At 61.2% G+C, this 23,902-nt stretch carries 18 protein-coding genes and 3 pseudogenes; all 21 read right to left on the bottom strand.

From position 1 onward, the window contains the following. Positions 1-129 precede the first annotated feature (129 nt). A complete protein-coding gene (locus tag B0O95_RS11295; protein ID WP_146064059.1) occupies positions 130-330 on the bottom strand; it encodes a hypothetical protein in 201 nt (66 codons plus the stop codon). 241 nt (positions 331-571) lie between these two features. Then, on the bottom strand, positions 572-2,863 hold the full coding sequence (locus tag B0O95_RS11290; RefSeq protein ID WP_104077988.1) for a primosomal protein N': 2,292 nt from the start codon (positions 2,861-2,863) through the stop codon (positions 572-574). A 455-nt stretch (positions 2,864-3,318) separates the two neighbouring features. Continuing rightward, complete coding sequence (gene hemE, locus B0O95_RS11285) at positions 3,319-4,407, bottom strand: uroporphyrinogen decarboxylase (RefSeq protein ID WP_104077987.1); 1,089 nt, start codon at positions 4,405-4,407, stop codon at positions 3,319-3,321. Positions 4,408-4,782: 375 nt separating this feature from the next. Beyond that, the gene (locus B0O95_RS11280) at positions 4,783-6,513 is read right to left on the bottom strand and encodes an AMP-binding protein (RefSeq protein WP_104077986.1); all 1,731 of its coding nucleotides are present in this window, start codon (positions 6,511-6,513) and stop codon (positions 4,783-4,785) included. A 213-nt stretch (positions 6,514-6,726) separates the two neighbouring features. Further along, positions 6,727-7,152 (bottom strand): F0F1 ATP synthase subunit epsilon, encoded by a 426-nt coding sequence (locus B0O95_RS11275; protein WP_041752940.1) that lies wholly within the window; start codon positions 7,150-7,152, stop codon positions 6,727-6,729. A gap of 105 nt (positions 7,153-7,257) precedes the next feature. Then, on the bottom strand, positions 7,258-8,649 hold the full coding sequence (gene atpD / locus B0O95_RS11270; protein WP_104077985.1) for a F0F1 ATP synthase subunit beta: 1,392 nt from the start codon (positions 8,647-8,649) through the stop codon (positions 7,258-7,260). A gap of 71 nt (positions 8,650-8,720) precedes the next feature. Continuing rightward, positions 8,721-9,605, bottom strand: a complete 885-nt coding sequence (atpG, locus tag B0O95_RS11265) for a F0F1 ATP synthase subunit gamma (protein WP_104077984.1) — start codon at positions 9,603-9,605, stop codon at positions 8,721-8,723. Between the two features lie 79 nt (positions 9,606-9,684). Then, positions 9,685-11,226, bottom strand: coding sequence for a F0F1 ATP synthase subunit alpha (gene atpA, locus B0O95_RS11260; protein ID WP_104077983.1), 1,542 nt, complete (start codon positions 11,224-11,226; stop codon positions 9,685-9,687). 66 nt (positions 11,227-11,292) lie between these two features. Continuing rightward, on the bottom strand, positions 11,293-11,841 hold the full coding sequence (locus B0O95_RS11255; RefSeq protein ID WP_104077982.1) for a F0F1 ATP synthase subunit delta: 549 nt from the start codon (positions 11,839-11,841) through the stop codon (positions 11,293-11,295). A gap of 2 nt (positions 11,842-11,843) precedes the next feature. Further along, the gene (locus B0O95_RS11250) at positions 11,844-12,314 is read right to left on the bottom strand and encodes a F0F1 ATP synthase subunit B (protein WP_104077981.1); all 471 of its coding nucleotides are present in this window, start codon (positions 12,312-12,314) and stop codon (positions 11,844-11,846) included. A 121-nt stretch (positions 12,315-12,435) separates the two neighbouring features. Then, positions 12,436-12,705: a F0F1 ATP synthase subunit C gene (gene atpE / locus B0O95_RS11245; RefSeq protein WP_041752938.1), complete on the bottom strand. Its 270-nt coding sequence runs from the start codon at positions 12,703-12,705 to the stop codon at positions 12,436-12,438. A gap of 62 nt (positions 12,706-12,767) precedes the next feature. Then, entirely contained in the window at positions 12,768-13,616 is an 849-nt protein-coding gene (atpB, locus tag B0O95_RS11240) for a F0F1 ATP synthase subunit A (RefSeq protein WP_104077980.1), read from the bottom strand. A gap of 51 nt (positions 13,617-13,667) precedes the next feature. After that, the gene (locus B0O95_RS11235; RefSeq protein ID WP_255779199.1) at positions 13,668-14,207 is read right to left on the bottom strand and encodes an ATP synthase subunit I; all 540 of its coding nucleotides are present in this window, start codon (positions 14,205-14,207) and stop codon (positions 13,668-13,670) included. Positions 14,208-14,427: 220 nt separating this feature from the next. Then, complete coding sequence (locus B0O95_RS11230) at positions 14,428-15,531, bottom strand: SLC13 family permease (protein ID WP_199180500.1); 1,104 nt, start codon at positions 15,529-15,531, stop codon at positions 14,428-14,430. An 86-nt stretch (positions 15,532-15,617) separates the two neighbouring features. After that, positions 15,618-16,508, bottom strand: a complete 891-nt coding sequence (locus tag B0O95_RS11225) for a ParB/RepB/Spo0J family partition protein (RefSeq protein WP_104078050.1) — start codon at positions 16,506-16,508, stop codon at positions 15,618-15,620. A 69-nt stretch (positions 16,509-16,577) separates the two neighbouring features. Next, complete coding sequence (locus B0O95_RS11220) at positions 16,578-17,348, bottom strand: ParA family protein (protein ID WP_076787542.1); 771 nt, start codon at positions 17,346-17,348, stop codon at positions 16,578-16,580. Positions 17,349-17,416: 68 nt separating this feature from the next. Next, on the bottom strand, positions 17,417-18,127 hold the full coding sequence (gene rsmG / locus B0O95_RS11215; protein ID WP_104077977.1) for a 16S rRNA (guanine(527)-N(7))-methyltransferase RsmG: 711 nt from the start codon (positions 18,125-18,127) through the stop codon (positions 17,417-17,419). After that, positions 18,124-20,133: a tRNA uridine-5-carboxymethylaminomethyl(34) synthesis enzyme MnmG gene (gene mnmG / locus B0O95_RS11210; protein WP_104077976.1), complete on the bottom strand. Its 2,010-nt coding sequence runs from the start codon at positions 20,131-20,133 to the stop codon at positions 18,124-18,126. Before mnmG ends, rsmG begins: the two co-directional genes overlap by 4 nt. Before the next feature lie 325 nt (positions 20,134-20,458). Then, positions 20,459-21,149, bottom strand: a pseudogene (locus B0O95_RS11200) (ABC transporter ATP-binding protein). Positions 21,150-21,166: 17 nt separating this feature from the next. After that, positions 21,167-22,585: pseudogene (locus B0O95_RS11195) on the bottom strand (branched-chain amino acid ABC transporter ATP-binding protein/permease); the annotation flags it as partial. A gap of 1,014 nt (positions 22,586-23,599) precedes the next feature. Further along, positions 23,600-23,902, bottom strand: a pseudogene (locus tag B0O95_RS11185) (two-component system response regulator); the annotation flags it as partial.

Here is a 23,902-nt window from a genome sequence, read left to right as displayed (position 1 = left end):
CGCAACGAATCGAGCGGCTGAGCGTCGGTGTTTTCCCTAGTCATCGGGATAGGGCAGCCCGCCGTTAACAAGACGAAGGGCGCAGCAAGACGGAGCAAGCGCATCGCACCCGTCGCGCGGCGATACCAGTTAATCGTCAAACCGGCGTCGGCAACTATCGGCCACGCCGGGACCGAAGCAGAAACTGAATACGGAGAGACCTGCCATGGTGTGCTCGAGACTTTTTGCGTCGGCGTCGCGGTGCCGGCAATCGGCACAACTGCCGTACACCCGCATCGGCTCGCCGACGGACACGCCGCTGCGGCGCTCGCCCGTCACCGGGGAACTCATTAGCCGGAATCAGCCCAGTAGCTACCGAACACGTGCACTGACAGCACGCAGCCGGCTACTCCGTTGACGGTGCTGCTCGTCTCCGTCTTTCGGTTCTGTCTCTCCGCTCCGCGGTTCCGTCTTTCCGTTCCGAGCGACCAGTGCAGGCGCCGTCGCGACGCTGCCGCGCGATTTGACCCAGTCAGACGCGGCGCGCAAAGCGACGGCTTCGCCGAAGGATCGGGCGTCATGCCATGCGCGCTTAGATATCTAGCGGATCGACTTCCACATTCCAGCGCAGCGCTCCCTTGAGTTCGCGCAGCCGCGGCATCCAGGCGCGCAGCGTACGCTGCAGCGCGGCACGCGAAGCGCTTTCGAGCAGTAGCTGTGCGCGGTGCACGTGCATCACCTTGACGATGTTCAGCGGCACCGGATCATAGCGCGTCACGCACTCGGCGCCGGGTACCGCGTCGAGTATCGCAGCGGCCTCATTGAGAAACCGCAGCGCATCGTCCAAGCCGCGTGCTTCGGCGCGCAGCAAAGCCTGGAAAACGAAGGGCGGCAGATGCGCGTCGCGTCGCTCGGCCAGTGTCGTCTCGGCAAAGCCCACGTAATCGTGGCGCGCCAGCGCCGCATATAACGCGTGCCGCGCATGCCCGGTCTGGATCAGCACCTCGCCGCAGGCGCCGCTCCGCCCGGCCCGGCCCGAGACTTGCATCAATTGCGCAAACAGCCGTTCCCCCGCGCGAAAATCATGCGAGAACAACGCGGCGTCCGCATTCAGCACGCCGACTAGCGTAACCCGTTGGAAGTCATGTCCCTTTGCGATCATCTGCGTGCCAACCAGGATATCGACATCGCCGGCGTGCACCCCTGACAACAAGGCCTGTGCACTGCCCTTGCGCCGCGTGCTATCCGCATCGATGCGCAGCACCCGCGCACCAGGTACCGCCGCACCGAGCGCCTCCTCGATACGCTGCGTACCGCGGCCGAACGGCGCCAAGTCAACGTTGCCACACGCCGGGCATGCCCGCGGGATGCGGCTTTCCCCACCGCAGTGATGACATCGCATGCGCTGCTCCGGCTTGTGCAGCACCACATACGCGCTGCAGCGCGGGCAGCCTGCGACCCAGCCGCACGCATCGCAGGCCAGCACCGGCGCGTAGCCCCGGCGGTTCAGGAACACCAGGCTTTGTTCACCGCGCGCCAAGCGCTCCTGCAACGCTTTCACGAGCGGCATCGACAACCCGTCCGCGCGATGGCGCCCCGCCTGTTTCTCCGCCTCCATATCGATTAGCCGGACTCTGGGCAACGCCGCGTCCGCTACCGCGCGCCGCGACAACGCCAACGTCGTGTAGCGGCGCTGGCACGCGTGCCACCATGTTTCGAGCGACGGCGTGGCCGAGCCGAGCACGACGGGGAGGCTCAACTGTTTGGCCCGCCACACCGCCAGGTCCCGTGCAGAGTAGCGCAGCCCTTCTTGTTGCTTATAGGCAGGCTCGTGTTCTTCATCGACGATAATCAGCGCCAGCCGCGGCAACGAAGCGAGCACCGCCATGCGCGTGCCCAGTACGATCCGCGCACCGGCGGCGTGCGCCGCCAGCCAATTGCGCGCTCGCTCGCCGTCCGCCAGACCACTGTGCAAGGTCACCAAGGCGGTGGCCGGCCAGTGCGAAAAACGCGCCCGGAACACCGCTTCGAATTGCGGCGTCAGGTTGATCTCCGGCACCATCACCAGCGCCTGCGCATCGGGCCGGCGGGCGAACAAGGCAGCTAAGCCGTGCAGGTACACCTCGGTTTTGCCACTGCCGGTCACGCCATGCAAGACGAACGGTGCGAAGCCGCGGGCGGCGTCGATCGCCGCGACCGCCGCACGCTGTTCAGCATTGAGATCGGGCACCGTGCACCGGTCCAGCTGTGACGATACATCGTGCCCGGCCCGCCCCGGTGGCTGCGTCGCGCCGCTCATTTCCAGTGCCTCGACGGCGCTGTGCCATTGCACGTGGACCCATCCGCGCTCCTGCCACTGCTCGAGCGTCGCAACGGCCTTCGGGTGTATCGCGCGGGCCTCATCAGCGCCCAGCGTGTCCGCCTGCAATAATGCCTGGGCAAGCCGTCGCAACGCCGCCGCACGGGCCGGCAATGCGTCAGGCAACTTGTTGCGTCCGGCCGCCGTCAGCCGATAAGCCGGCTCGCGGGCAAACAACCGTGGCCAACGGGCAGCATCGCGCAACGCCTGCGGCAACGCTGGCAACGCTACCTCGCCGCGGCCGCGCTGATAGTAATCTGCGGCAAACGCGATCAATTGAAGCCAGTCCGCGCTCAGCGGCGGACAATCGATGCACGCGCTTTGGACGTCTCGCAATCGATCCTGTGGCACGTCAGTCTCATCCGCGACCTCGATAACCAGTCCCACTGTCTGCCGGCGACCAAATGGCACTTGCACAAGCATGCCGGGCAGCGGCTGCAACGGCAAGGTCCAGCGGTAGTCGTACAGCGCCGAAAGCGGATGGTCCAGCGCGACTCGGACGTAACGAAAAAGCGTCGGTTGCATGGGTCGTGTGTCAGCGCAGCCACAGCGGTCCGAGCCGGCGCGGCGAAGCGTCACCAAAATAAGGGACAGTTCAGCGTGAAGTTAAAGTAAAACATCGCAACCACCGCTAAGCCATGGATTCATCGTAACAATTTATGGTCGCTCGGCACCCTGTGGATAACTTTGTGTAAAAACCCGCGGCCACCCCCGTGGAACGACCAAGTGGCGCGCCTTTCGCCGAAATCGGGCATTGCGTCGGCTCGATTTGAGTTCCTTACAAATCAATGACTTATTCAAATAGGCTGCACGTGATGCTACCGTGCTACACCAAAATCCGCAGCGCAGCAAAGGTGGCGAAAAAATGTGTATAAGTGGCCGTCGGCAGGTCTTGACAAGTCGCGGTTACCGCAGTTTGCGCGAGTCTGGGCCCCAGACGACCAGAGCCCACGCTATGGCATTGCCGCAACGACCGGCGGTCATTCGCCGGCGCGCATCGCGCGGCTGTACTGGTGTACTTCGTCGACCAGTTCGGTGACCGCCTGCGCTGGCGTGAATTGCGAGATGCCATGCCCGAGGTTGAATACGTGCCCTGGGTGATTGCCGTAAGCGTCCAGCACTTGCCGGGCCTGCGCGCGAATCACTTCGGGCGGGGCAAACAACACGTTCGGGTCAAGATTGCCTTGCAAGGCAACCTGGCCGCCCACTCGCGTCCGCGCCCGCGCCAGATCAACGGTCCAGTCCAAGCCCACCGCATCGACGCCGCTCGCGGCAATGGCTTCAAGCCACTGCCCGCCGCCCTTGGTAAAGGCAATCACGGGGACGTGCTCGCCGTCATGTTCGCGCTTGAGCGCCGCGACGACCCGGGACATGTACTGCAGTGAAAACGACTGGTAAATGCGGTCGGCCAGCACGCCGCCCCAGGTATCGAAGATCATCACCGCTTGCGCGCCGGCATCGATCTGTGCGTTCAGATAATCGGCGACCGCGCGCGCATTGACCTCCAGGATCCGGTGCATCAGATCGGGCCTGGCATACAGCATCGACTTCACGGTACGGAAGTCGTCACTGCCACCGCCCTCGACCATGTAGCACGCCAGCGTCCACGGCGAGCCAGAAAAGCCGATCAGCGGCACGCGCTGGCGGCCGTCGACACCGGTCAACGCGCGACGGATCTGCGCAAGCGCATCGGTCACGTAGCGTAACGTCGCATCGATGTCAGGCACTGCAAGCCGGGCGACGTCGGCCTCGGTGCGCACCGGGCGCGCGAAGCGCGGCCCCTCGCCGGGCGTGAATTCGAGCCCCAGCCCCATCGCATCGGGGATCGTCAGAATGTCCGAGAATAGGATGGCCGCATCGAGCGCGTAGCGATCGAGTGGCTGTAGCGTCACCTCGGTCGCGTAGTCAGGCTGCTTGGCCAAACCGAGGAAACTGCCCGCACGGGCGCGTGTGGCGTTGTACTCGGGCAAATAGCGGCCCGCCTGGCGCATCAACCAGATCGGCGTGTACTCAGTCGGTTCGCGCCGCAGTGCGCGCAGGAAAGTATCGTTGGCGAGATTGTGAGGCACGGTGCGCTCTGCCCGGGAAAAGCACCATTTTAACGGACGCGCGCAGCGACAGTCGGATTACGGAAACAATCCACTTGCAAATAACAATCGGAAGGACGTTACAACCTGAAACACTTTGTTACCCCACGCGTGGCGGGTTTCGCTCAGAATGCTTCCGATGGGCTCCAACACGGATGTGGTCTGATGTGTCGTATGAGCGGATACGACGCGTGAAGACCGGTCGGCACTGCCGAAGCCCTCTTGCGCAGGGGCATCCTTGTTGGAGCCGCGTCAGACGCGGTAACGCAACGCCACCCATGGTCTCCTCGCGCTAACCCCGTAGCGTGTGGTTTTTAGCGGGCTTTGAGCCCGCTTTTTTTTGCCCGCGCTGGCTGCCTACGCGGTCTTCTCCGACGATAGCTTCAACTCGTCGATCATCTTGGCGCGCATCACGAATTTCTGCACCTTGCCCGTTACCGTCATCGGCAAGTCCGACACGAATCGGACGTATTTCGGAATTTTATAGTGAGCGATCTGGCCATGGCAAAAGTCCCGGATGTCCTGCTCGGTCGCCGTCTCGCCGGGCCGCAACACGATCCAGGCGCACAACTCCTCGCCATATTGCGCGTCCGGCACCCCGAAGACCTGCACCGACTGTATCTTCGGATATCGAAACAAGAATTCCTCGATCTCCCGCGGATAGATGTTCTCGCCGCCACGAATCACCATGTCCTTGAGCCGTCCTACGATATTACAGTACCCCTGAGCGTCCAGGGTCGCCAGGTCGCCCGTATGCATCCAGCCGTCGATGATCGACTCGCGCGTCTTTTTGTCGTCGTCCCAATAGCCCTGCATCACCGAATAGCCTTTGGTGCAAAGCTCACCGGTCTGCCCGACCAGCACGATATTGCCCAGCGCATCAATGATCTTCGCCTCCAGGTGCGGCTGGATCCGGCCCACTGTCGTGGTGCGCTTTTCGAGCGGGTCTGACGTCGAACTCTGGAATGACACAGGGCTCGTCTCTGTCATCCCATACGCAATCGTGATTTCGCCCAGGTGCATGCGTGCGACAACCCGCTTCATCGTTTCGATCGGACACGGTGAGCCAGCCATGATGCCAGTGCGCAGCTGGCTCAAGTCATATTGCTCGAAATCGGGGTGGTCAAGCTCGGCAATAAACATCGTCGGCACGCCGTGCAGCGCCGTGCATCGCTCGAGCGCCACTGCGGCAAGCGTGGCCGCCGGATCGAACCCTTCCGCTGGGAATACCATCGCGGCACCGGTGGACACACAGGCGAGCACCGCGAGCACCATGCCGAAACAGTGATACAGCGGCACCGGGATACACAACCGGTCCTGCTCGCTCAGACGCATCGACATCGCAATGAAGCGCGCGTTATTAACGATATTGCGATGGGTCAACGTAGCGCCCTTCGGGTTGCCGGTGGTGCCGCTGGTGAACTGAATGTTGATCGGGTCATGCGCATCGAGCGTGCCGCTTATCGCGGCGAGCTGCGCCATGTCCAGGCGGCTGCGTCCTTGCTGCACCAGATCGTCGTAGCGCAGCATGCCCGGCGTCTGGCCAGTGCCCATCCTGATCACGTGGCGCAGCTCGGGCAGGCGCGCTGCCCGCAGTTCCCCCGGCGCATGCTGCGCAAGTTCCGGTGCGAGCGTCTGCAACATTTCGAGATACCGCGACGTCTTGAATTGCTCCGCGGCCACAATCGCGCGGCAGCCAACCTTGTTCAATGCATAGTCGAGTTCGGCCAGCCGATAGGCGGGGTTAATGTTGACGAGGATCGCGCCGATGCGCGCGGTCGCAAACTGCGTAACCAGCCATTCGACGCGGTTCGGCGACCAAATGCCGACTCGGTCCCCCTTGCCAATGCCCAGCGACGCCAACCCGGCAGCCAACACGTCGACCTCCTGGGAGAATTCGCGCCATGTCCAGCGCACGCCCTGCTCCCGGAACACGACGGCCAGACGGTCAGCGAAGCGTTGCGCGGTCTGCCCAAGGAACTCGCCCACCGTCGCCCCGGACAGTGGGACATCGGTACGGCCACGAACATAGGACCAACCGTCCTTAGGCTCGATTTGCGCCGGCGGCAAGACGAGTGCAGTGGCCATGATCGTCTCCGGTTTTATCCTCTGATTCGTTCAGGGGAACGTTGACGTATTGGGAAACTTTCAATCGGGTTGTGACCGTGCAATATCCCATTGGACATCGATTGAAACCCGGGTGCAACTGCAACGCTCGAAAAGGCGAAAAAAAACCCACATCGTTCGATGTGGGTCCGTTCAGACTGGCGCGGCCGCGCGCTTGCCGCAGCTACGTCCGGGTCAATGCTGTCCGCGACGACGACGCAGTTGCGCGATGGCCGCAAGTTGAGCAGTGGCATAGGCCAGCTCGGCTTGTGCCGTAGCGTACTCGAGGTTCGAGTCGGTGTTTTGCAAGGCCTCTTCGGCACGCTTGCGCGCCTGCTCGGCCTTCGCCTCGTCCAGTTCCGCGCCACGGATCGCGGTGTCCGCGAGCACCGTCACCGCGCCGGGCTGCACTTCGAGGATGCCGCCGGCAACGAACACGAACTGCTCGTCGCCATTTTCGTCCTCGATACGCACGGAGCCCGGGCGGATACGCGTGATGAGTGGCGTGTGGCCGGGCAGGATGCCCAGCTCACCCGCTTCGCCCGGCAGCGCGACGAATCTCGCGTGTCCCGAGAAAATACTTTCCTCGGCGCTGACGACATCTACTTTGATGGTTGCCATATCGACTCCTGGTTGAGCGTGAATCGCTGGGGTGAGAACGGTCAGTTTTGACTATCCCGGCGCCCTCAACAAGAGGACGCCTCCCCGATACGAACACCCGACCGATTAGATCTTCTTTGCCTTCTCGAAAGCTTCGTCGATCGTACCCACCATGTAGAACGCCTGCTCCGGCAGATGATCGCACTCGCCATCGACGATCATCTTGAAGCCGCGGATCGTTTCCTTCAGCGGCACGTATTTGCCAGGCGAGCCCGTGAACACTTCTGCCACGTGGAACGGCTGTGACAGGAAGCGCTGGATCTTACGCGCACGAGCCACCGTAAGCTTGTCTTCCGGCGACAGTTCGTCCATCCCGAGAATCGCGATGATGTCACGCAGTTCCTTGAAGCGTTGCAGCGTCTGCTGCACGTTGCGCGTGATCTTGTAGTGCTCCTCGCCAATTACGTTCGGGTCGATCTGGCGCGACGTCGAATCGAGCGGATCGACCGCCGGGTAGATACCGAGCGACGCGATGTCACGCGACAACACGACGGTGGCATCCAAGTGGCCGAACGTGGTCGCCGGCGACGGATCAGTCAAGTCATCCGCCGGAACGTACACGGCCTGCACCGATGTGATCGAGCCGGTCTTCGTCGACGTAATGCGCTCCTGCAGCTTGCCCATTTCCTCGGCGAGCGTCGGCTGGTAACCCACTGCGGACGGCATCCGGCCCAACAGCGCCGACACTTCTGTACCTGCCAGCGTGAACCGGTAGATGTTGTCGACGAAGAACAGCACGTCGCGGCCTTCGTCACGGAAGTGCTCGGCCATCGTCAGGCCCGTCAACGCCACGCGCAGGCGGTTACCCGGCGGCTCGTTCATCTGGCCGTACACCAGCGCGACCTTATCCAGGACGTTCGAGTCCTTCATTTCATGATAGAAGTCGTTCCCTTCGCGGGTACGCTCACCGACACCGGCGAACACGGAGTAACCGCCGTGCTCCTTCGCGATGTTGTTGATCAACTCCATCATGTTCACGGTCTTGCCCACGCCGGCACCGCCGAACAACCCCACTTTCCCGCCCTTTGCAAACGGGCAGATCAAGTCGATCACCTTGATGCCCGTTTCAAGCAGCTCCGTCGATGGCGACAGTTCGTCAAACGCCGGTGCCTTCTGATGGATCGAACGCGTGTTCTCGTGCGAGATCGGGCCCGCTTCATCGATCGGCCGGCCGAGCACGTCCATGATCCGACCGAGCGTCGGCGTGCCGACCGGCACGGTGATCGGGTTGCCCGTGTTCTTCACCGTCAGCCCACGGCGCAAGCCTTCGGACGATCCCAAGCAGATCGTGCGCACAACGCCGTCGCCGAGTTGCTGCTGGACTTCGAGCGTCAAATCGCTGCCTTCCAGAATCAGTGCGTCGTAGATCTTCGGCATCTGCTCGCGCGGGAACTCCACGTCGATAACGGCGCCGATGCACTGTACGATCTTGCCTTCTACCAAAGCAGTAGTACTCATCGCATTTCCTTTAGATACTTGATTCTTTCCCCGCGCGCGGCGCGTGGTTCCGGGCTTCGTCCGCGCGGGGCTCAAACCGCCGCCGCACCGCCGACGATCTCCGACAGTTCCTTCGTGATCGCTGCCTGACGGCTCTTGTTGTAGACGAGCTGCAGGTCGTTGATCACCGTCTTCGCATTGTCGGATGCCGCCTTCATCGCCACCATCCGCGCCGATTGCTCGGACGCCATGTTCTCGGCCACGGCTTGGTACACCAGCGCTTCCACATAGCGCACCAGCAGGTCATCAACCACCGCCTGCGCATCGGGCTCGTAGATGTAGTCCCACGACGACTTCGGCGTCGGGTCTTCATCCGCGCGCTTCTCGAAGCGTTCGTCGGTCAACGGCAACAGTTGCTCGATCACCGGCTCCTGCTTCATCGTATTGACGAAACGTGTGTAAGCCAGGTACACCGCCGACAACTCGCCTTGCGAATACCGGTCGAGCTGGACCTTGATCGCACCGATCAACTTCTCCAAGTGCGGGGTATCGCCCAGATGCGTGACCTGCGACACGACCTTGCCGCCAAAACGGTTTAAAAAGGCGAGGCCCTTGCCGCCGATTGCGCTCGACTCAGTCTTGATGCCCTGTGCGTCGAGGTCCTTAAACTTCTGCACCAGCGCACGCAGCACGTTCGTGTTCATGCCGCCGCACAAGCCCTTGTCGGTGGTCACCACGATGACGCCCGCCGTCTTCGCGCCGGCGTTCTTCACCATGAACGGGTGACGATACTCCGGATTCGCCTCGCTCATATGCGCGGCAATATCGCGAACCTTGTCGGCGTACGGACGGGCCGCCCGCATGCGTTCCTGCGCGCGTCGCATCTTCGACGCGGCCACCATTTCCATCGCCTTGGTGATCTTGCGCGTGTTCTGCACGCTCTTGATCTTGCCGCGGATTTCCTTCATGCCAGCCATTGCTTACTCCTTGTCCGAAGCGGCGCGGCCCGTCGTGACAGCGCACGATGCAGGCCGCATTCTGTCCGCGTTCCCGAGATCAGTAAGCGCCGGACTTCTTGAAGTCCTTGATCGCCGCATGCAGCGCAGCCTCATCGTCCTTCGCCAAGTCCTTGTTGTCTTCGATACGCTTGATCAGCGCGGCATGGCTAGTCTTCAGGAACTCGCCCAGGCCCTTTTCGAACGGCAGCACGTGCTTCACTTCCAGGTCGTCCAGGTAGCCGTTGTTCGCGGCGAACAGCGCGACCGCCAGTTCCCAAACCTGCAGCGGCTGATACTGCGGCTGCTTGAGCAGTTCCGTGACGCGACGGCCACGCTCGAGCTGCTTGCGGGTCGCTTCGTCCAGGTCCGACGCAAATTGCGCAAACGCCGCAAGTTCGCGATACTGCGCCAAGTCGGTACGGATGCCGCCGGACAGCTTCTTGATCACCTTCGTCTGCGCCGCGCCACCGACCCGCGACACCGAGATACCGGCGTTGATCGCGGGACGGATACCGGCGTTGAACAAATCGGTTTCCAGGAAGATCTGACCATCGGTAATCGAGATGACGTTGGTCGGCACGAACGCAGTCACGTCACCGGCCTGCGTCTCAATCACCGGCAGCGCAGTCAGTGAGCCGCTCTTGCCCTTCACTTCGCCGTTCGTCAACTTCTCGACATATTCTTCGGACACACGGGCTGCCCGCTCGAGCAGACGCGAGTGCAGATAGAACACGTCGCCAGGATACGCCTCGCGGCCTGGCGGACGACGCAGCAGCAGCGAGATCTGGCGGTACGCCCACGCTTGCTTGGTCAAGTCGTCATAGATGATCAGCGCGTCCTGGCCGCGATCGCGGAAGTATTCGCCCATCGTGCAGCCGGCGTACGGCGCGATAAATTGCATCGCGGCAGAATCAGATGCCGAGGCGGCCACGACGATTGTGTAGTCCATTGCGCCATGCTCTTCGAGCTTGCGCACGACGTTCATGATCGACGACGCCTTCTGGCCGATCGCGACGTAGATACACGTCAGGTTCTTGCCCTTCTGGTTGATGATCGCGTCAACGGCCACGGCAGTCTTGCCGGTCTGGCGGTCGCCGATGATCAGCTCGCGCTGGCCACGGCCGATCGGCACCATCGAATCGATCGACTTCAGACCGGTCTGCACCGGCTCGGACACCGATTTACGCCAGATCACACCCGGCGCAATCTTTTCGATCGCATCGGTGGTCTTCGCGTTGATCGGACCCTTGCCATCGATTGGGTTGCCCAGCGCGTCGACGACGCGGCCAATCAGTTCCGGACCGACCGGCACCTCAAGGATGCGGCCCGTCGTCTTGACCGTGTCGCCTTCGGAGATGTGTTCGAATTCACCGAGAATCACCGCGCCGACCGAGTCGCGCTCCAGATTCAGCGCCAAGCCGAACGTGTTGCCCGGAAACTCCAGCATTTCGCCTTGCATCACGTCCGACAGACCGTGGATGCGGACGATACCGTCGGTCACGGAGACCACAGTTCCCTGATTGCGGACGTCAGCGTCGGCCTCCAGTCCCTGGATCCGGCTCTTGATCAGCTCGCTGATTTCAGAGGGGTTGAGTTGCATAATCGCTCCTGATGTTCAATTCTGTTGCGCGTCGCGTTGGCTTGACGCTGGCGGATCGCAATTCGGTTATGCGGTCAACGCCGTTTGCATCGCCGCGAGCCGCGCGCGGACCGAGGTATCGAGCACTTCGTCACCGACCGTCACCCGCACGCCGCCAATTAGTGCAGGCTCGAGCTTTACCGCCGGCTTCAGCTTGCGCTGGAACTTGCGCTCAAGCGCCGCGACCAGATCGGCAAGCGACTGCCCGTCCAGCGCAAACGCACTCTCGATGGTCACGTCGGCCGCACCTTCGTGTGCATTCTTCAATGCATCGAACTGGGCAGCGATTTCGGGCAGCAACTGAACCCGGTGGTTTTCCACCAGCATCTGCACAAAGTTCTTCGCGGCAGACGAGTCCTTTGCCGGCGACTTCAGCGCGGCAAGTAGCACGTCGACGACTTGCTGGCGGCCCACCTTCGGGCTCGACACAATCGAAAGCACCTCGGGAAGACGCGCAACCTGCGCCAACTCCTGCACCAGTGCAGACCAGGCGGCCAGATCGGCGGCTCGATCGGTCGACGCTACGCCAAACAGCGCCTCGGCGTACGGACGGGCGATGGTTGCTAGTTCGGCCATGATCAGAGCTCGGCTTTCAGTTGGTTCAGCAGTTCGGCGTGCGCGTTCTGGTCGATTTCGCGCTTCAAGATCTGCTCAGCACCCTTGACCGCCAATGCGGCAACATCGCCGCGCAACGCGTCGCGGACCTTGACCACTTGTTGCTCGGCTTCGGCCTTCGCTTGCGCGATGATCCGCGCCGCTTCAGCCTGTGCGTTGCGCTTGATCTCGTCGGCCACGAGCTGCGCGCGCTTTTCCGCCTCCGCGATGCGCTGCTGCCCTTCATTGCGCGCGTTCACCAATTCCTGGTCGATCCGCTTGTGTGCTGCCTCAAGTTCCGTCTTGCCCTTGTCGGCGGCGGCCAGCCCATCGGCGATCTTCTTCGCACGTTCGTCGAGCGCGCTGATCAGCGGTGGCCACACGAACTTCATCGTGAACCACGCGAGGACCAGGAACACGACCATTTGCGCAATCAAAGTTGCGTTCAGATTCACGGTGTTTCCTTAACGATAGCTTTGCCGGAATTGAAAGCGGGCGCGTTCGCAGGATCTAGCGAAGCTCGCGCCCGTTTCTTCAATACGCCGCGCATCATGCGGCGCGTGGTAACCGAAAACCTTAGCCAGCGAGCTTGGACAGCAGTGGGTTCGCAAACGCAAACAGCATGGCCACACCGACACCGATCAGGAACGCCGCGTCGATCAGACCTGCAAGCAGGAACATTTTGGTCTGCAGCGGGTTCATCAATTCCGGCTGGCGCGCGCACGCTTCGATGTACTTGCCACCCATCAACGCGATACCGAGGCAGGCACCGATCGCACCCAGGCCGATGATGATGCCGATACCGATAGCGGTCAGACCTTGGATGTTGGCGATGAAAGCTTGCATGATCACTCCTTTTTTAAAAGACTTGAGAACTGAAAATCTGAACTTGTTAGGCCGGGGGCGCTTTAGTGAGCGTCATGTGCCTGGCCGAGGTAAACCAGCGTCAGCATCATGAAAATGAAGGCTTGTAACAGCACGATCAGGATGTGGAAGATCGCCCAGATGCTGCCAGCGAGCACGTGACCGACAAAGCCGAACACCGTGGTGTCCGCACCAAAGCTCCAGATACTGCCTAGCAGCGCGATCAGCAGGAACAGCAGTTCGCCTGCGTACATGTTGCCGAACAACCGCATGCCGAGCGAAACGGTCTTCGCGAGAAACTCGATGAGGTTAAGCAACAGGTTCGGCAACCAAAGCAACGGGTTCGAGCCGAATGGCGCCGACACTAGCTCACGTACAAAGCCGCCAGGCCCCTTGATCTTCACGTTGTAATACAACATCAGCACGAGCACGCCGAGCGCGATACCCAGCGTGCCGTTCAAGTCGGCGGTCGGCACGAGCCGATGATGTGAAACCGTGTTCGACAGGCCGATCCATTCGATGATGCGGCCCGGCAGGTCGACTGGAACAAAGTCCAGCGAATTCATCAACGCAACCCAGACGAACACGGTCAGCGCCAGCGGGGCGATAAAGCGGCGATTGCCATGGACGATTGCCTTGGACTGGTCCTCGACCATTTCGACCAGCATTTCGATTGCGCATTGGAAACGGCCCGGAACACCTGGTGTCGCGGCGCGCGCAGCAATCGCCAGTATCACGATCGTGACAAGCCCCATCGCAATCGACCAGAACAACGTGTCGAGGTTGATGATCGAAAAGTCAACAATCGAAGTCTGGTGCTTCGTCGCGAAATTCTGTAAGTGGTGCTGGATATACTCGGACGGATCCAGATGCGTTCCTGCGCTAGCGGCCATGACGTGTCAATCCAATAAATCGAAAACCTGCTTCGTCGGGTACCGCACCGCTCAGCGCCATGCCAGCGCGAGCCAGTACGTTTTCAGCGCAATGAGGTAGGTGACAAGCAGCGCCAGCCAGTGGACGTTCCGATACAGCATTGCGGTCGCAACAAACATCGCGACTGTCGATGCGATCTTGACCGCCTCGCCCAGCACCCAGGCAAGAATGCTCTCGGTGCTGCCCTTCCTCCTCAGGCGTGCCGCGAACAACGCACTCGGCACCCAGCATATCGCCCCGCCCAACACCGCGGACAGCGCAGCATGACCCGGCGACTTTGAAAACAGCCACCACGCGAGCGCCGCTGCCAGGGATACAACCATTTGCGCTGCCACGACCTTCGTCGGCGTGACACGCGATGGACGGCTCACCTGCGGCCCGAACATACGTTCGGCTTCGCCCCGGGTGAGCGGAACGATGTCGTTATCTTCCAGCTCGTCGTCCCAATCGTTGCGCGCAGTGGCGGGCCGGTTTGATGGCTTGCAAGGCGATGGCGCCGAACCCGACGCAACGGCCGGATCACGCTCGTTTTCCGGTACGCCGGTCGTCATCACAAATCCTTTGCAGCCCCACCACGCTTACGCGCGCCTTTCGGGGTAGGCAAGCTGATAAATCCGGGCGATTGTAAGCGATTGTTGCAGCCTATTCAAGGCTTTATTGCCGCCGGCACGCGCGCATCCGGCCCGGCGTGCAGCGATGCGCAGCATCGTTTGCCGCAGGTTTTTCCTTACTGCACGCTAACGCGGACATGCGTCATGGGGCACGCCTGCGCTATAACAATACCCCGCCCAGCAGCAACGCAAGCACGTAAAATGGCAGCGAAATCGCGTGAAAGCGCCACCAGCAGCCATGCGCGCCGACCAGACGCATCGCAATGAGGTTCGCCAGCGAACCGATCGCGATGCCAAAGCCGCCAACGCTGACGCCGAATGCGAGCGCGCGCCAATCCTGCGAGAACTCGGCGAGCATGATCGCAGCCGGCACATTGCTAACGAGCTGCGACACCAGTGCGCCGGCAAGGTAGGCTGGCCCCGGCCGCGTGAGATCGGCGCCCGCCAGCAGCCGGTGCACGATCGGCAGCGACGCAGCACTGCGCAGCACGACGAACATCAGCACGAAGATCAGCAGTAACAGCCAGTCGATGCGCATCACAATATCGCGCCGCCACGCCCCCAAGCCCAGTGCCACCAACGCAAGGCCGATTCCGGCGTGATGTGCGTCGGCCAGCGCCACGAAGCCGGCAAACGAGGCCACGGCGGCGCAAAACAACGGCCAATCAAGCGTGCCCGGCAATGGATCACGCGACAGGTCCAATGGCCGCGAGCGGCAGATCACCAGCGTCAACGCCACCAGCACGGCCATCAGCGCGGCGCACAGCGGCGCAAGCGCGACGATAAACGCGAGAAACGACTCGCCGCTGCGCTGCCACAGGAACAGGTTCTGCGGGTTGCCGAACGGCGTCAGGATGGAGCCGGCATTGACCGCCAAAGCCACGAGGACCACCAGGCGGCCGACGGGCAGCGGCACGAGCGCATGCAGCGACAGCATCAAGGGAACGACCACAAATAACGCAACGTCATTGGTGAGCAGCGTTGACAAGCCGGCGGCGAGCAGCCACAACGCGAGGCCCCGTTCACTATGGATACGACGCACCAGGCGATGCGACGCCCATGTCAGAAATCCTGAATATTCGACCGCTTTGGTCAGCATCAGCAGACCAGCCAGCGTCATCACGGTTTGCCAGTCGACTTGGGCCGGCATGGTGCGCCAGGGCTGCGGGTAAACGCACTGCAATAGTACGAACGCAGCGACCAGCGTCGCCAGTATGGGCTCCTTAGCAAACCCGCGACGCACTGCCACGATAACGCGACGGATCCGGCGATAGGCGGCGCCCGTGCCGCGTGGCACAGCGTCGGGCTGCGCGCGTTGCACGAGGCGCGACGACTCCTGGTGAGGCAGCTTCACGCAGTTGCGTCGCGACGCAGGCGTAACAGGATGCCATCCAATGCATCGAGGCTGCCAAAGTCGATTGTCAGCTGCCCACGGCCACGTCGGCCCATCTTAATCCTGACCGTGGCCGCGACCAGGTCAGACACCTCCTCTTCGAGCCGCATGATGTCACGGCTGCGCTCCTGGCTCGCCCGCTTGGCCGATGGCGGTGCCTCCTTGGCAGTGGCCGCAACTAGCTTCTCCGTTTCACGGACCGACAATCGGCGGTTGACCACCTGGTTCGCCAACGTGATCTGGGTCGCACCATCCACTGCCAACAGTGCCCGGGCATGTCCCATGTCGAGATCGCCCGCCAGCAGCATGGTCTGAACCGGCTGTGCCAGATTGAGCAATCGCAGCAGGTTCGACACCGCGCTACGCGAGCGTCCGAGCGACTCGGCTGCTTGCTCGTGCGTGAACTTGAATTCGTCGAGCAGTCGCTGGATGCCCTGCGCCTCCTCGAGCGGATTGAGATCCTCGCGCTGAATATTCTCGATCAGCGCCATCGCGGCCGCCGCTTCGTCCGCGACCTGCTTGACCAGCACCGGCACCTCGTCGAGGCCGGCGAGCCGTGCCGCGCGAAAGCGCCGCTCCCCGGCAATGATCTCATAGCGCTGCGCCGCCACCGGTCGCACCAGAATTGGCTGCATCAACCCCTGCGCGCGGATGCTCGCAGCAAGCTCCTGTAATGCACCTTCGTCCATCCGCGTGCGCGGCTGGTATTTGCCGGGTTGCAGCCGGTCCAGCGGCAGCACGCTCGGCAAGCCCTGCTGCTTGACGGCCTCGGTAATGTCGGCACTGCCCCCGAGCAGTGCATCGAGGCCCCGACCCAATCCCTTCTTCTTGACTGCTGCTGCGTTCATCATCGTCCCTCACGACGCGGCTCCGCCGCGACGCCTGTTTCACCCGACCTGTCCATGCGCAAACAAGCCCTATAGCGCACGCACGCGCTCAATCATTTCTGCACCGAATTGCAGGTATGCCTGGGCGCCCCGTGACGCACCATCGAATACGATGCCCGGCATCCCATAGCTAGGCGCTTCGGCCAACCGGACATTGCGGGGAATCACCGCATTGAATACCTTGTCGCCAAAATGCTGCTTCAATTGATCTGATACCTGCTGTTGCAGCGTGATTCGTGGATCGAACATGACCCGCAACAGGCCGATCACGGTCAACTCGCGATTCAGGTTCGCGTGAATCTGCTTGATGGTATTGACCAGGTCGGACAATCCCTCGAGCGCGAAGTACTCGCACTGCATCGGGATGATCACACCATGTGCCGCGCATAAACCATTCAGGGTCAGCAACGATAATGCCGGCGGGCAGTCGATCAGCACGAAGTCGTAAGCATCGGCAACCTTAGCTAGCGCGTCCTTGAGCCGTCGCTCGCGTTGCGGCGCGCTCACGAGTTCGACTTCGGCGCCCGCAAGCTCACGATTCGCCGGTAACACGTCGTATCCCGACGTCGGCGCGCGGGTGCAGGCATCGGCGATCGCCACGCCGTCGACCAATACCTCATAGACAGTGTTATCGCAATTGGCCTTGTCCACGCCACTGCCCATCGTCGCGTTGCCTTGTGGATCGAGATCGATCAGCAACACGCGCTGTCCCTGCATCACCAGGCTCGCGGCAAGGTTAACCGACGTCGTGGTCTTGCCAACGCCGCCCTTCTGGTTCGCGATACAAAAGATTTTGGCCACGGCTTGCTGGCCTGCGGGACTGGTCGCGTTCACCACGCGCGACTCGGCCAGGGTGTTGTCAGCATCGCTCATTCAGGCTCCACGGCTATTTCAACAAGATGACGCTCGGCATCGAGCGACGGAACAGTCAGATGAATGACCTGGCGCACTGTCGCGCCAGCCGGCAACCGGGCGATCTCCTCATCCGGACGAACGCCCTTCATGGCCCACAACGCGCCGCCTGGCGTGACCAAATGCCGAGCGAGCGTAACAAAATCGGCCAGCTCCGCAAACGCGCGCGATACGATCGCATTGAATCGACCCGGTACGTCAGTCTCGGCACGCAACGTCTGCACGTGGCCGGTCACGATAGACAGGTTCGGCAAGCGCAAGCATCCCTTGGCTTGCTGCTGAAATGCGGTTTTCTTGTGCACGATATCGTTGGTCACTACGTCGCAGAACGGCATAGCGAGCGCGATCACGATCCCTGGCAGACCACCGCCCGAACCGACATCGAGCAATGACGCTGGCGAACGGGACGCGATATGCGGCACGATCGCCAGCGAATCGAGCAGGTGCTGGATCACCATTTGGCGCGGTTCGCGAATCGCCGTCAGGTTGTAGACCGCATTCCATTTCGCCAGCAAGCCGACATAGTCCAACAATCCGCCGATCTGCCCTTCCGACAGCGGAACGCCCAGCTCAGTGGCACCGCCACGCAACAATCGCTCAAGCTCGGGCCGTTGCGCCGCGAAGTCTTCGGGCGTGTTTCGAACTGCTCCATTCCCGGTACGTATCATTGCGCAGTAGACCGAGTGGAGGAAGCGCCCGTTGTGGCATCGACGGCTTCCGATTCAGTGAGAGTGGTATTCGCCGCCACCGCGCTTTTTTTCGGTGTCGAGCGACCCAGGCCTTTCTTCAGATGAACCATCAACAGCGAAATGGCCGCGGGTGTCACGCCGGAAATCCGTGAGGCTTGGCCAATGGTTTCAGGACGATGATGATTCAGCTTTTGGCGGACCTCGAACGACAACCCGCGGACCTGCGCGTAATCCAAGTCCGCCGGCAGCCGGGTGTTCTCATGCGCTTCGTTTCGCTCGATTTCGCCTGCTTGTCGCTCGATATAGCCTTGATACTTGATCCCGATCTCGATCTGGTACTTGACCTGCTCGAGTAGCCCCGGATCATCGACCAATACGTCGGGTGGCGCATAGCGGCTGGCCTGCAGTGCCATCAAGCCGTCATAGCCCACTCCAGGACGACGCAACAAATCCGCCAGGCTGTATTCATGGTCGATCGGCTTGCCCAGCAACGCAATCGCATCCTCCTGTGGCAACGTCTTAGGATTGACCCATATCGACTTCAAACGGGCTGTTTCACGTGAAACAGCATCGCGTTTACGCGAGAATGCCTCCCACCGCGCATCGTCGACGACACCCAATTCCCGGCCGACCTCCGTCAGCCGCATATCGGCGTTGTCTTCGCGCAGGCTCAACCGGTATTCAGCCCGGCTGGTGAACATGCGGTAAGGCTCAGAGACGCCCCGCGTCACAAGATCGTCGACGAGCACACCCAAGTACGCCTGGTCGCGACGGGGCACCCATGCATCGCGCTGTTGCACAAAGCGCCCCGCATTGATGCCCGCCAGTAGCCCCTGAGCAGCGGCTTCTTCATACCCGGTCGTTCCGTTGATTTGTCCGGCAAAGAACAATCCTGTGATCGCCTTCGTCTCCAGCGATGCCTTCAGTGCCCGTGGATCGAAATAATCATATTCGATTGCATAGCCCGGTCGCAGGATATGAGCGTGCTCGAGACCTTTCATCGAACGAATCAGGTTCAGTTGCACGTCGAACGGCAAGCTGGTCGAGACACCATTCGGATAGAACTCGTTCGTCGTCAACCCTTCCGGCTCCAAAAAGATCTGATGGGAGTCCTTGGTGGTGAATCGATGAATCTTGTCCTCGATCGAGGGGCAATAGCGGGGGCCTACGCCTTCGATCACGCCGGTGTACATCGGTGAGCGATCCAGACCACTACGGATGATCTCGTGCGTCCGCGCGTTCGTATGCGTCACCCAGCACGGCACTTGCCGCGGGTGCTGATCGACGCGACCCAGAAACGAGAATACCGGGATTGGATCCAAATCACCCGGCTGCTCTTCCAGCTTCGAGAAATCGATGGATCGGCCATCGATCCGGGGCGGTGTGCCGGTCTTCAATCGTCCCTGTGGTAGCTTCAGTTCCTTCAGGCGCGCTGACAGCGACACCGCGGCCGGATCGCCGGCGCGACCGCCCGTATAGTTGTTCAGGCCGACATGGATTTTGCCGTCCAGGAACGTGCCTGTGGTCAAGACAACCGCACGAGAACGGAAGCGAATGCCGACCTGCGTGACAGCGCCTGCTACACAGTCGCCTTCGATGATCAAGTCGTCAACGGATTGCTGGAACAACCACAGGTTCGGTTGGTTTTCCAAACGGCGTCGAATCGCCGCCTTGTACAAGATACGGTCGGCTTGTGCGCGAGTCGCTCGAACGGCGGGGCCTTTGGACGAATTGAGAATACGAAATTGGATTCCGGCTTCATCGGTGGCAGCCGCCATTGCCCCACCCAAAGCATCGACCTCCTTGACCAGGTGTCCTTTACCAATGCCCCCAATCGAGGGATTGCAACTCATCTGGCCAAGCGTCTCGATGTTATGGGTCAGCAGCAACGTCTTCGCGCCCATCCGGGCGGAAGCAAGCGCGGCTTCGGTGCCGGCATGTCCGCCGCCAACCACGATGACATCAAATTCGGTGGGGTAAAGCATGATGATGACGCGCCGAGCAACCGTGCGCGCCCCTGCAAAAGAGATAAGGGAACCAGCGAATTATAGCGGCTCAGCCACGCTGGTGAATTAACCCGCACGACCTATGCGTGAAAAAAGCGTCGTGTTTCACGTGAAACAACTGCGGAATCATCGCCTCATACTGGACGAAGCGGCGCTGACTTGATGCCCACGGCATTGCGCCCCGAGGATTTGCGCCGAAAACGACAAAGCCACCGGATGACCCCAGCGGCCTTGTTAGCCCGGCCCCCCTTCTCGGCGTCCTCGCCTCGCCGGCCCTAGCCGCAAGGCCGGTCGCGAAGAAACGCTACGCTGCGGTCTTCTTGGCAAGGTCCAAGTAGGTCGCAATCACGCGAGGATTCAACATAAGCGATGCCGCCGGGCCATCCCGCACCAAGTCGCCAGTCTCTATCACATAGCCGAATCGGACGTTTGCAACGCGGCGCGCGCGTTCTGCTCAATCAACAACGTCGCTACGCCGGTCCTGCGCAGGTTCGCGATGATATGCAAGACTCCTTCGTGATCAGCGGCGCCAATCCCAGGGCCCGTCGAGCATCAACAGATCGGGCTTGCCCATCAACGCGCGGCTCACTGCCAACATTTATCGCTCCCAGCCGGACAGCGTGCCCGCGGCTTGCTTGCGCCGCTCCTTGAGCCGGAAGAACAAGCTGAAAACCGGCTCGGTCTGATTCAGGTAGTGGCGTTCTCCGGCACGCTTGCGTCGATAGGCACAAGCACTAAACACATGCTACGCGCGACGCGGCGCTCCACCTCGATGCCGTTGACGTCTTCGCCCAGATAGCGGATCGAGCCCTGAGCGTGGCCCGTGCTTGGCAACGATCCCATAAGAGCGTTGAGCAAAGTGAACTTGCCCGCGCCGTCCGCCCGATGACCGTCACGTTCTGCCCCGCGCCCACCTTGATGTGCGCATCGCGCAGCGCGTCGATCTTGCCATAGCGCACGCCCAAGTGCGACACGTCGAGGATGGTTTTATCCAGATTGTTACCGGTGGCCTTCAGACTCTATCCCCCAAATACACGTCGAGCACTACGGGGTCTGCTTGCACTTCGTTGGGCAATCCCACCGCGATCTTCGCCCCGAATTCCATGCTGACCAAATGGTCGATCAAATTCATCACGAAATCCATGCCGCGCTCGACCAGTAACACGCTCACGCCTTCAGTATTGAGGCGACGCAACAACTCGGCAAACTGCTGTTTTTTCTAATATCGCAGCCCGGCTGCCGGCTCGTCCAGCAGCAGCGTTGGGTCATAGCACAACGCGCGGGCAATTTTCAGAATCCGTCGTTGGCCAGGGCGAGGCTGCCAGCTTCGTCATACATCTGCTTCTTCAGCCCCACGCGCTTGATCTGCATTGCCGCCTCACCCAGCAGGCACGTCTCCTCCGCGCCGTTCAGCTCCCGTGATACTGCGCCATACGCCAGTCGTTCCATGTAGATGGTCGCCAATCGTGACAATTTCGAGCCACTGTCATGGTTGACGGCAATTTCACGTGGAACGTACGACCGATGCCCCGCTTGACGATATCGTGCGAACGGAGTCGATCGATGCATTGCCCGCGGAACGCGATCTCGCCGCGCGTAGGCCGCAGTTCGCCGGCCGTTGGCTTTGCACGTTGCGGCAGCGGCGGCTGGACTGACTGCGGCGCTTGCGCCCGGCGACTTCGCGGTAAAAAGCGCACGATGATAGGCCAGACGCCGTTGCGCGCATATTGCAGCAGCAACACCATCAGCACGCCGAACACGATGACCTTGAAGAAGTTACCATTCTCGCCGAGCAGCTTGGGCAGCAGCGACTGCAGCCAATCCTGCAGCACCATCAGGATCACCGCGCCAAGCACAGCACCCCATACATGCTTAATGCCGCCGACGACAGCCACGAACAGAAACTCGATTCCATGGTTCAGGCCGAAGGGCGTCGGATTGACGGTACGCTGCAAATGCCGTGTACAGGAAGCCCGAAATCGAGGCCAGCACCGCTGCATACACGAAATCACGATCTTCATCTATGTCGTGTTTACGCCCATCGCTTCAGCCAGCGCCCCCCCGCCGCGCAACGCACGGATTGCACGTCCGGGCCGGCTGTTCAGCAGGTTTTGCACCGACACGACCGTGGCCAGCACCACCATCCAAATCAAGTAGTAGATGCTGCGGTCACTATCCAATATCCAGCCGAACAACTCGAGCGCCGGGATGCCGTTGATCCCGTCGTACTTGACCAGCAATTCCATATTGCCGAGCAGGAAGAACAGAGAAAGGCTCCAAACAATCGTACCCAGCGGCAGGAAGTGCCCGGACAGCCACATCATGATGGCGCCGATCGTCAGCGCGGCCAGCGCCGTGATAACGACGCTGGCCACCAGGCCGATCCATGGCGAGATCCCTAGCGGGTGCCCAGAAACGCAGTCGCATAGGCCTGCAGCGGCGAAGTCACGGTTCCGTATGTATGCGTGTATGCCGTTGATTGGCCACTTATTTAAATTATTAATATTGTTTCGGAAAAGCCACGGGTAGTTTCCCCGACACTCAGCAGGCGAATGGGCATGTTGAGCATGCATTGCACCGTCCGGCGATGACGCAGAAAAGACGGCGAATCGGTGCACGCTTTTAAGTCGACCAGATCTCACGCTCTCCTCCATTTCGTGATTCTCCATACGCCCGTTGCGCTAATACCGCATCGTGCATAATGATCGGACGTACACCGGTCTCGCCCGCACAGCTGCCGCGCATCATACAATCGGGTTGGTCCACGTCAGGCTCGCTATACCCAATCGACCGGTTATGTAATTTTGCATAGCGAGTGCGGCGGTGCAGCGTGCCTGCGGCAAGCGCGATCGTGACGACAGGTGCGGCCGCCGGCGCAGGGTAAGCGCAGTCCGGGCACGATCGTAACAGTCATCATGATGGTGACCGTGCCCGGCACACGCAACAGTCACACCGGGTGACACGGCCTCTTGAATCGTGGCTGACATACAATCGGCGATCACGCAATTGTCTAATAAACATTAATCGACGGTGCAAATAAAAAGCGCTGTTGGACATTTATCCAACAGCGCTTTCGTTTTCGGGCGCTTTACGCCACTTGTCTCCTCGTTCTCCACTGCAATGCGGTGCGTCGAACGGTTTGAAGATTAAACAATCACCTCCCCAGTAACAACTAGCATTTACCCTAGTGGTACATGAAGCTCGAAATGGGTGCCTCCCCATTGCATCGCCGCGATGTGCCACACCGCTGTTGCAGCAGCAACGCACGATACAGCCACGCAGGCGCGGCGTCGCTGCCGCCTACCGTGTTGCACGGCAAGCGGTTTTCCCCCGGCACTGTTTGCAGCGCAGCGACTCGTTTGTTATGGATGGTCCCCACTCATGCTGGATCAACGTCGTGGCACGCTCGGCGATCATCACGTCGGCGAATTGGTATGGCAGGGCGTCATCTATCTGCATCACACCCCGCGGCCTTAGCCAGATGCCCCCCCGCCTTGAGCCGGCGCGCCAGTTCCACAGCCACCCAGTTCAGTCGCGCCGGCTTTTCAAAGGGTTTCACGTCGTATTGCTGGATCACCCGCGCCACCTCATCCTCGTTCGCCTCGCCTGTCACCAGCTTACCCGTGAGCAACAAAATGGGCGCGTCGCCGTGGCGCGACTGCCGGATCGACTGGATAATCGCTTCGGCCGTGCCCGTCTCCAGTAGCCAGTCAACTATAAACCCGTCAAACACATTCTCCCCAAGCGC

It is taken from the genome of Mycetohabitans endofungorum, assembly GCF_002927045.1.
GTDB classification, from domain to species: domain Bacteria; phylum Pseudomonadota; class Gammaproteobacteria; order Burkholderiales; family Burkholderiaceae; genus Mycetohabitans; species Mycetohabitans endofungorum.
Note: the sequence above shows the minus strand (reverse complement) of the source record. Positions and strands in the feature narration are given on the sequence as shown.

Excerpts from the sequence above, each read along its gene's own strand:
- B0O95_RS11295 (WP_146064059.1), bottom strand. The coding sequence starts at position 330 with ATGAGTTCCCCGGTGACGGGCGAGCGCCGCAGCGGCGTGTCCGTCGGC.
- B0O95_RS11290 (WP_104077988.1), bottom strand. The coding sequence starts at position 2,863 with ATGCAACCGACGCTTTTTCGTTACGTCCGAGTCGCGCTGGACCATCCG.
- B0O95_RS11280 (WP_104077986.1), bottom strand. The coding sequence starts at position 6,513 with ATGGCCACTGCACTCGTCTTGCCGCCGGCGCAAATCGAGCCTAAGGAC.
- B0O95_RS11275 (WP_041752940.1), bottom strand. The coding sequence starts at position 7,152 with ATGGCAACCATCAAAGTAGATGTCGTCAGCGCCGAGGAAAGTATTTTC.
- atpD (WP_104077985.1), bottom strand. The coding sequence starts at position 8,649 with ATGAGTACTACTGCTTTGGTAGAAGGCAAGATCGTACAGTGCATCGGC.
- atpG (WP_104077984.1), bottom strand. The coding sequence starts at position 9,605 with ATGGCTGGCATGAAGGAAATCCGCGGCAAGATCAAGAGCGTGCAGAAC.
- atpA (WP_104077983.1), bottom strand. The coding sequence starts at position 11,226 with ATGCAACTCAACCCCTCTGAAATCAGCGAGCTGATCAAGAGCCGGATC.
- B0O95_RS11255 (WP_104077982.1), bottom strand. The coding sequence starts at position 11,841 with ATGGCCGAACTAGCAACCATCGCCCGTCCGTACGCCGAGGCGCTGTTT.
- atpE (WP_041752938.1), bottom strand. The coding sequence starts at position 12,705 with ATGCAAGCTTTCATCGCCAACATCCAAGGTCTGACCGCTATCGGTATC.
- atpB (WP_104077980.1), bottom strand. The coding sequence starts at position 13,616 with ATGGCCGCTAGCGCAGGAACGCATCTGGATCCGTCCGAGTATATCCAG.
- B0O95_RS11235 (WP_255779199.1), bottom strand. The coding sequence starts at position 14,207 with ATGACGACCGGCGTACCGGAAAACGAGCGTGATCCGGCCGTTGCGTCG.
- B0O95_RS11225 (WP_104078050.1), bottom strand. The coding sequence starts at position 16,508 with ATGAACGCAGCAGCAGTCAAGAAGAAGGGATTGGGTCGGGGCCTCGAT.
- rsmG (WP_104077977.1), bottom strand. The coding sequence starts at position 18,127 with ATGATACGTACCGGGAATGGAGCAGTTCGAAACACGCCCGAAGACTTC.
- mnmG (WP_104077976.1), bottom strand. The coding sequence starts at position 20,133 with ATGCTTTACCCCACCGAATTTGATGTCATCGTGGTTGGCGGCGGACAT.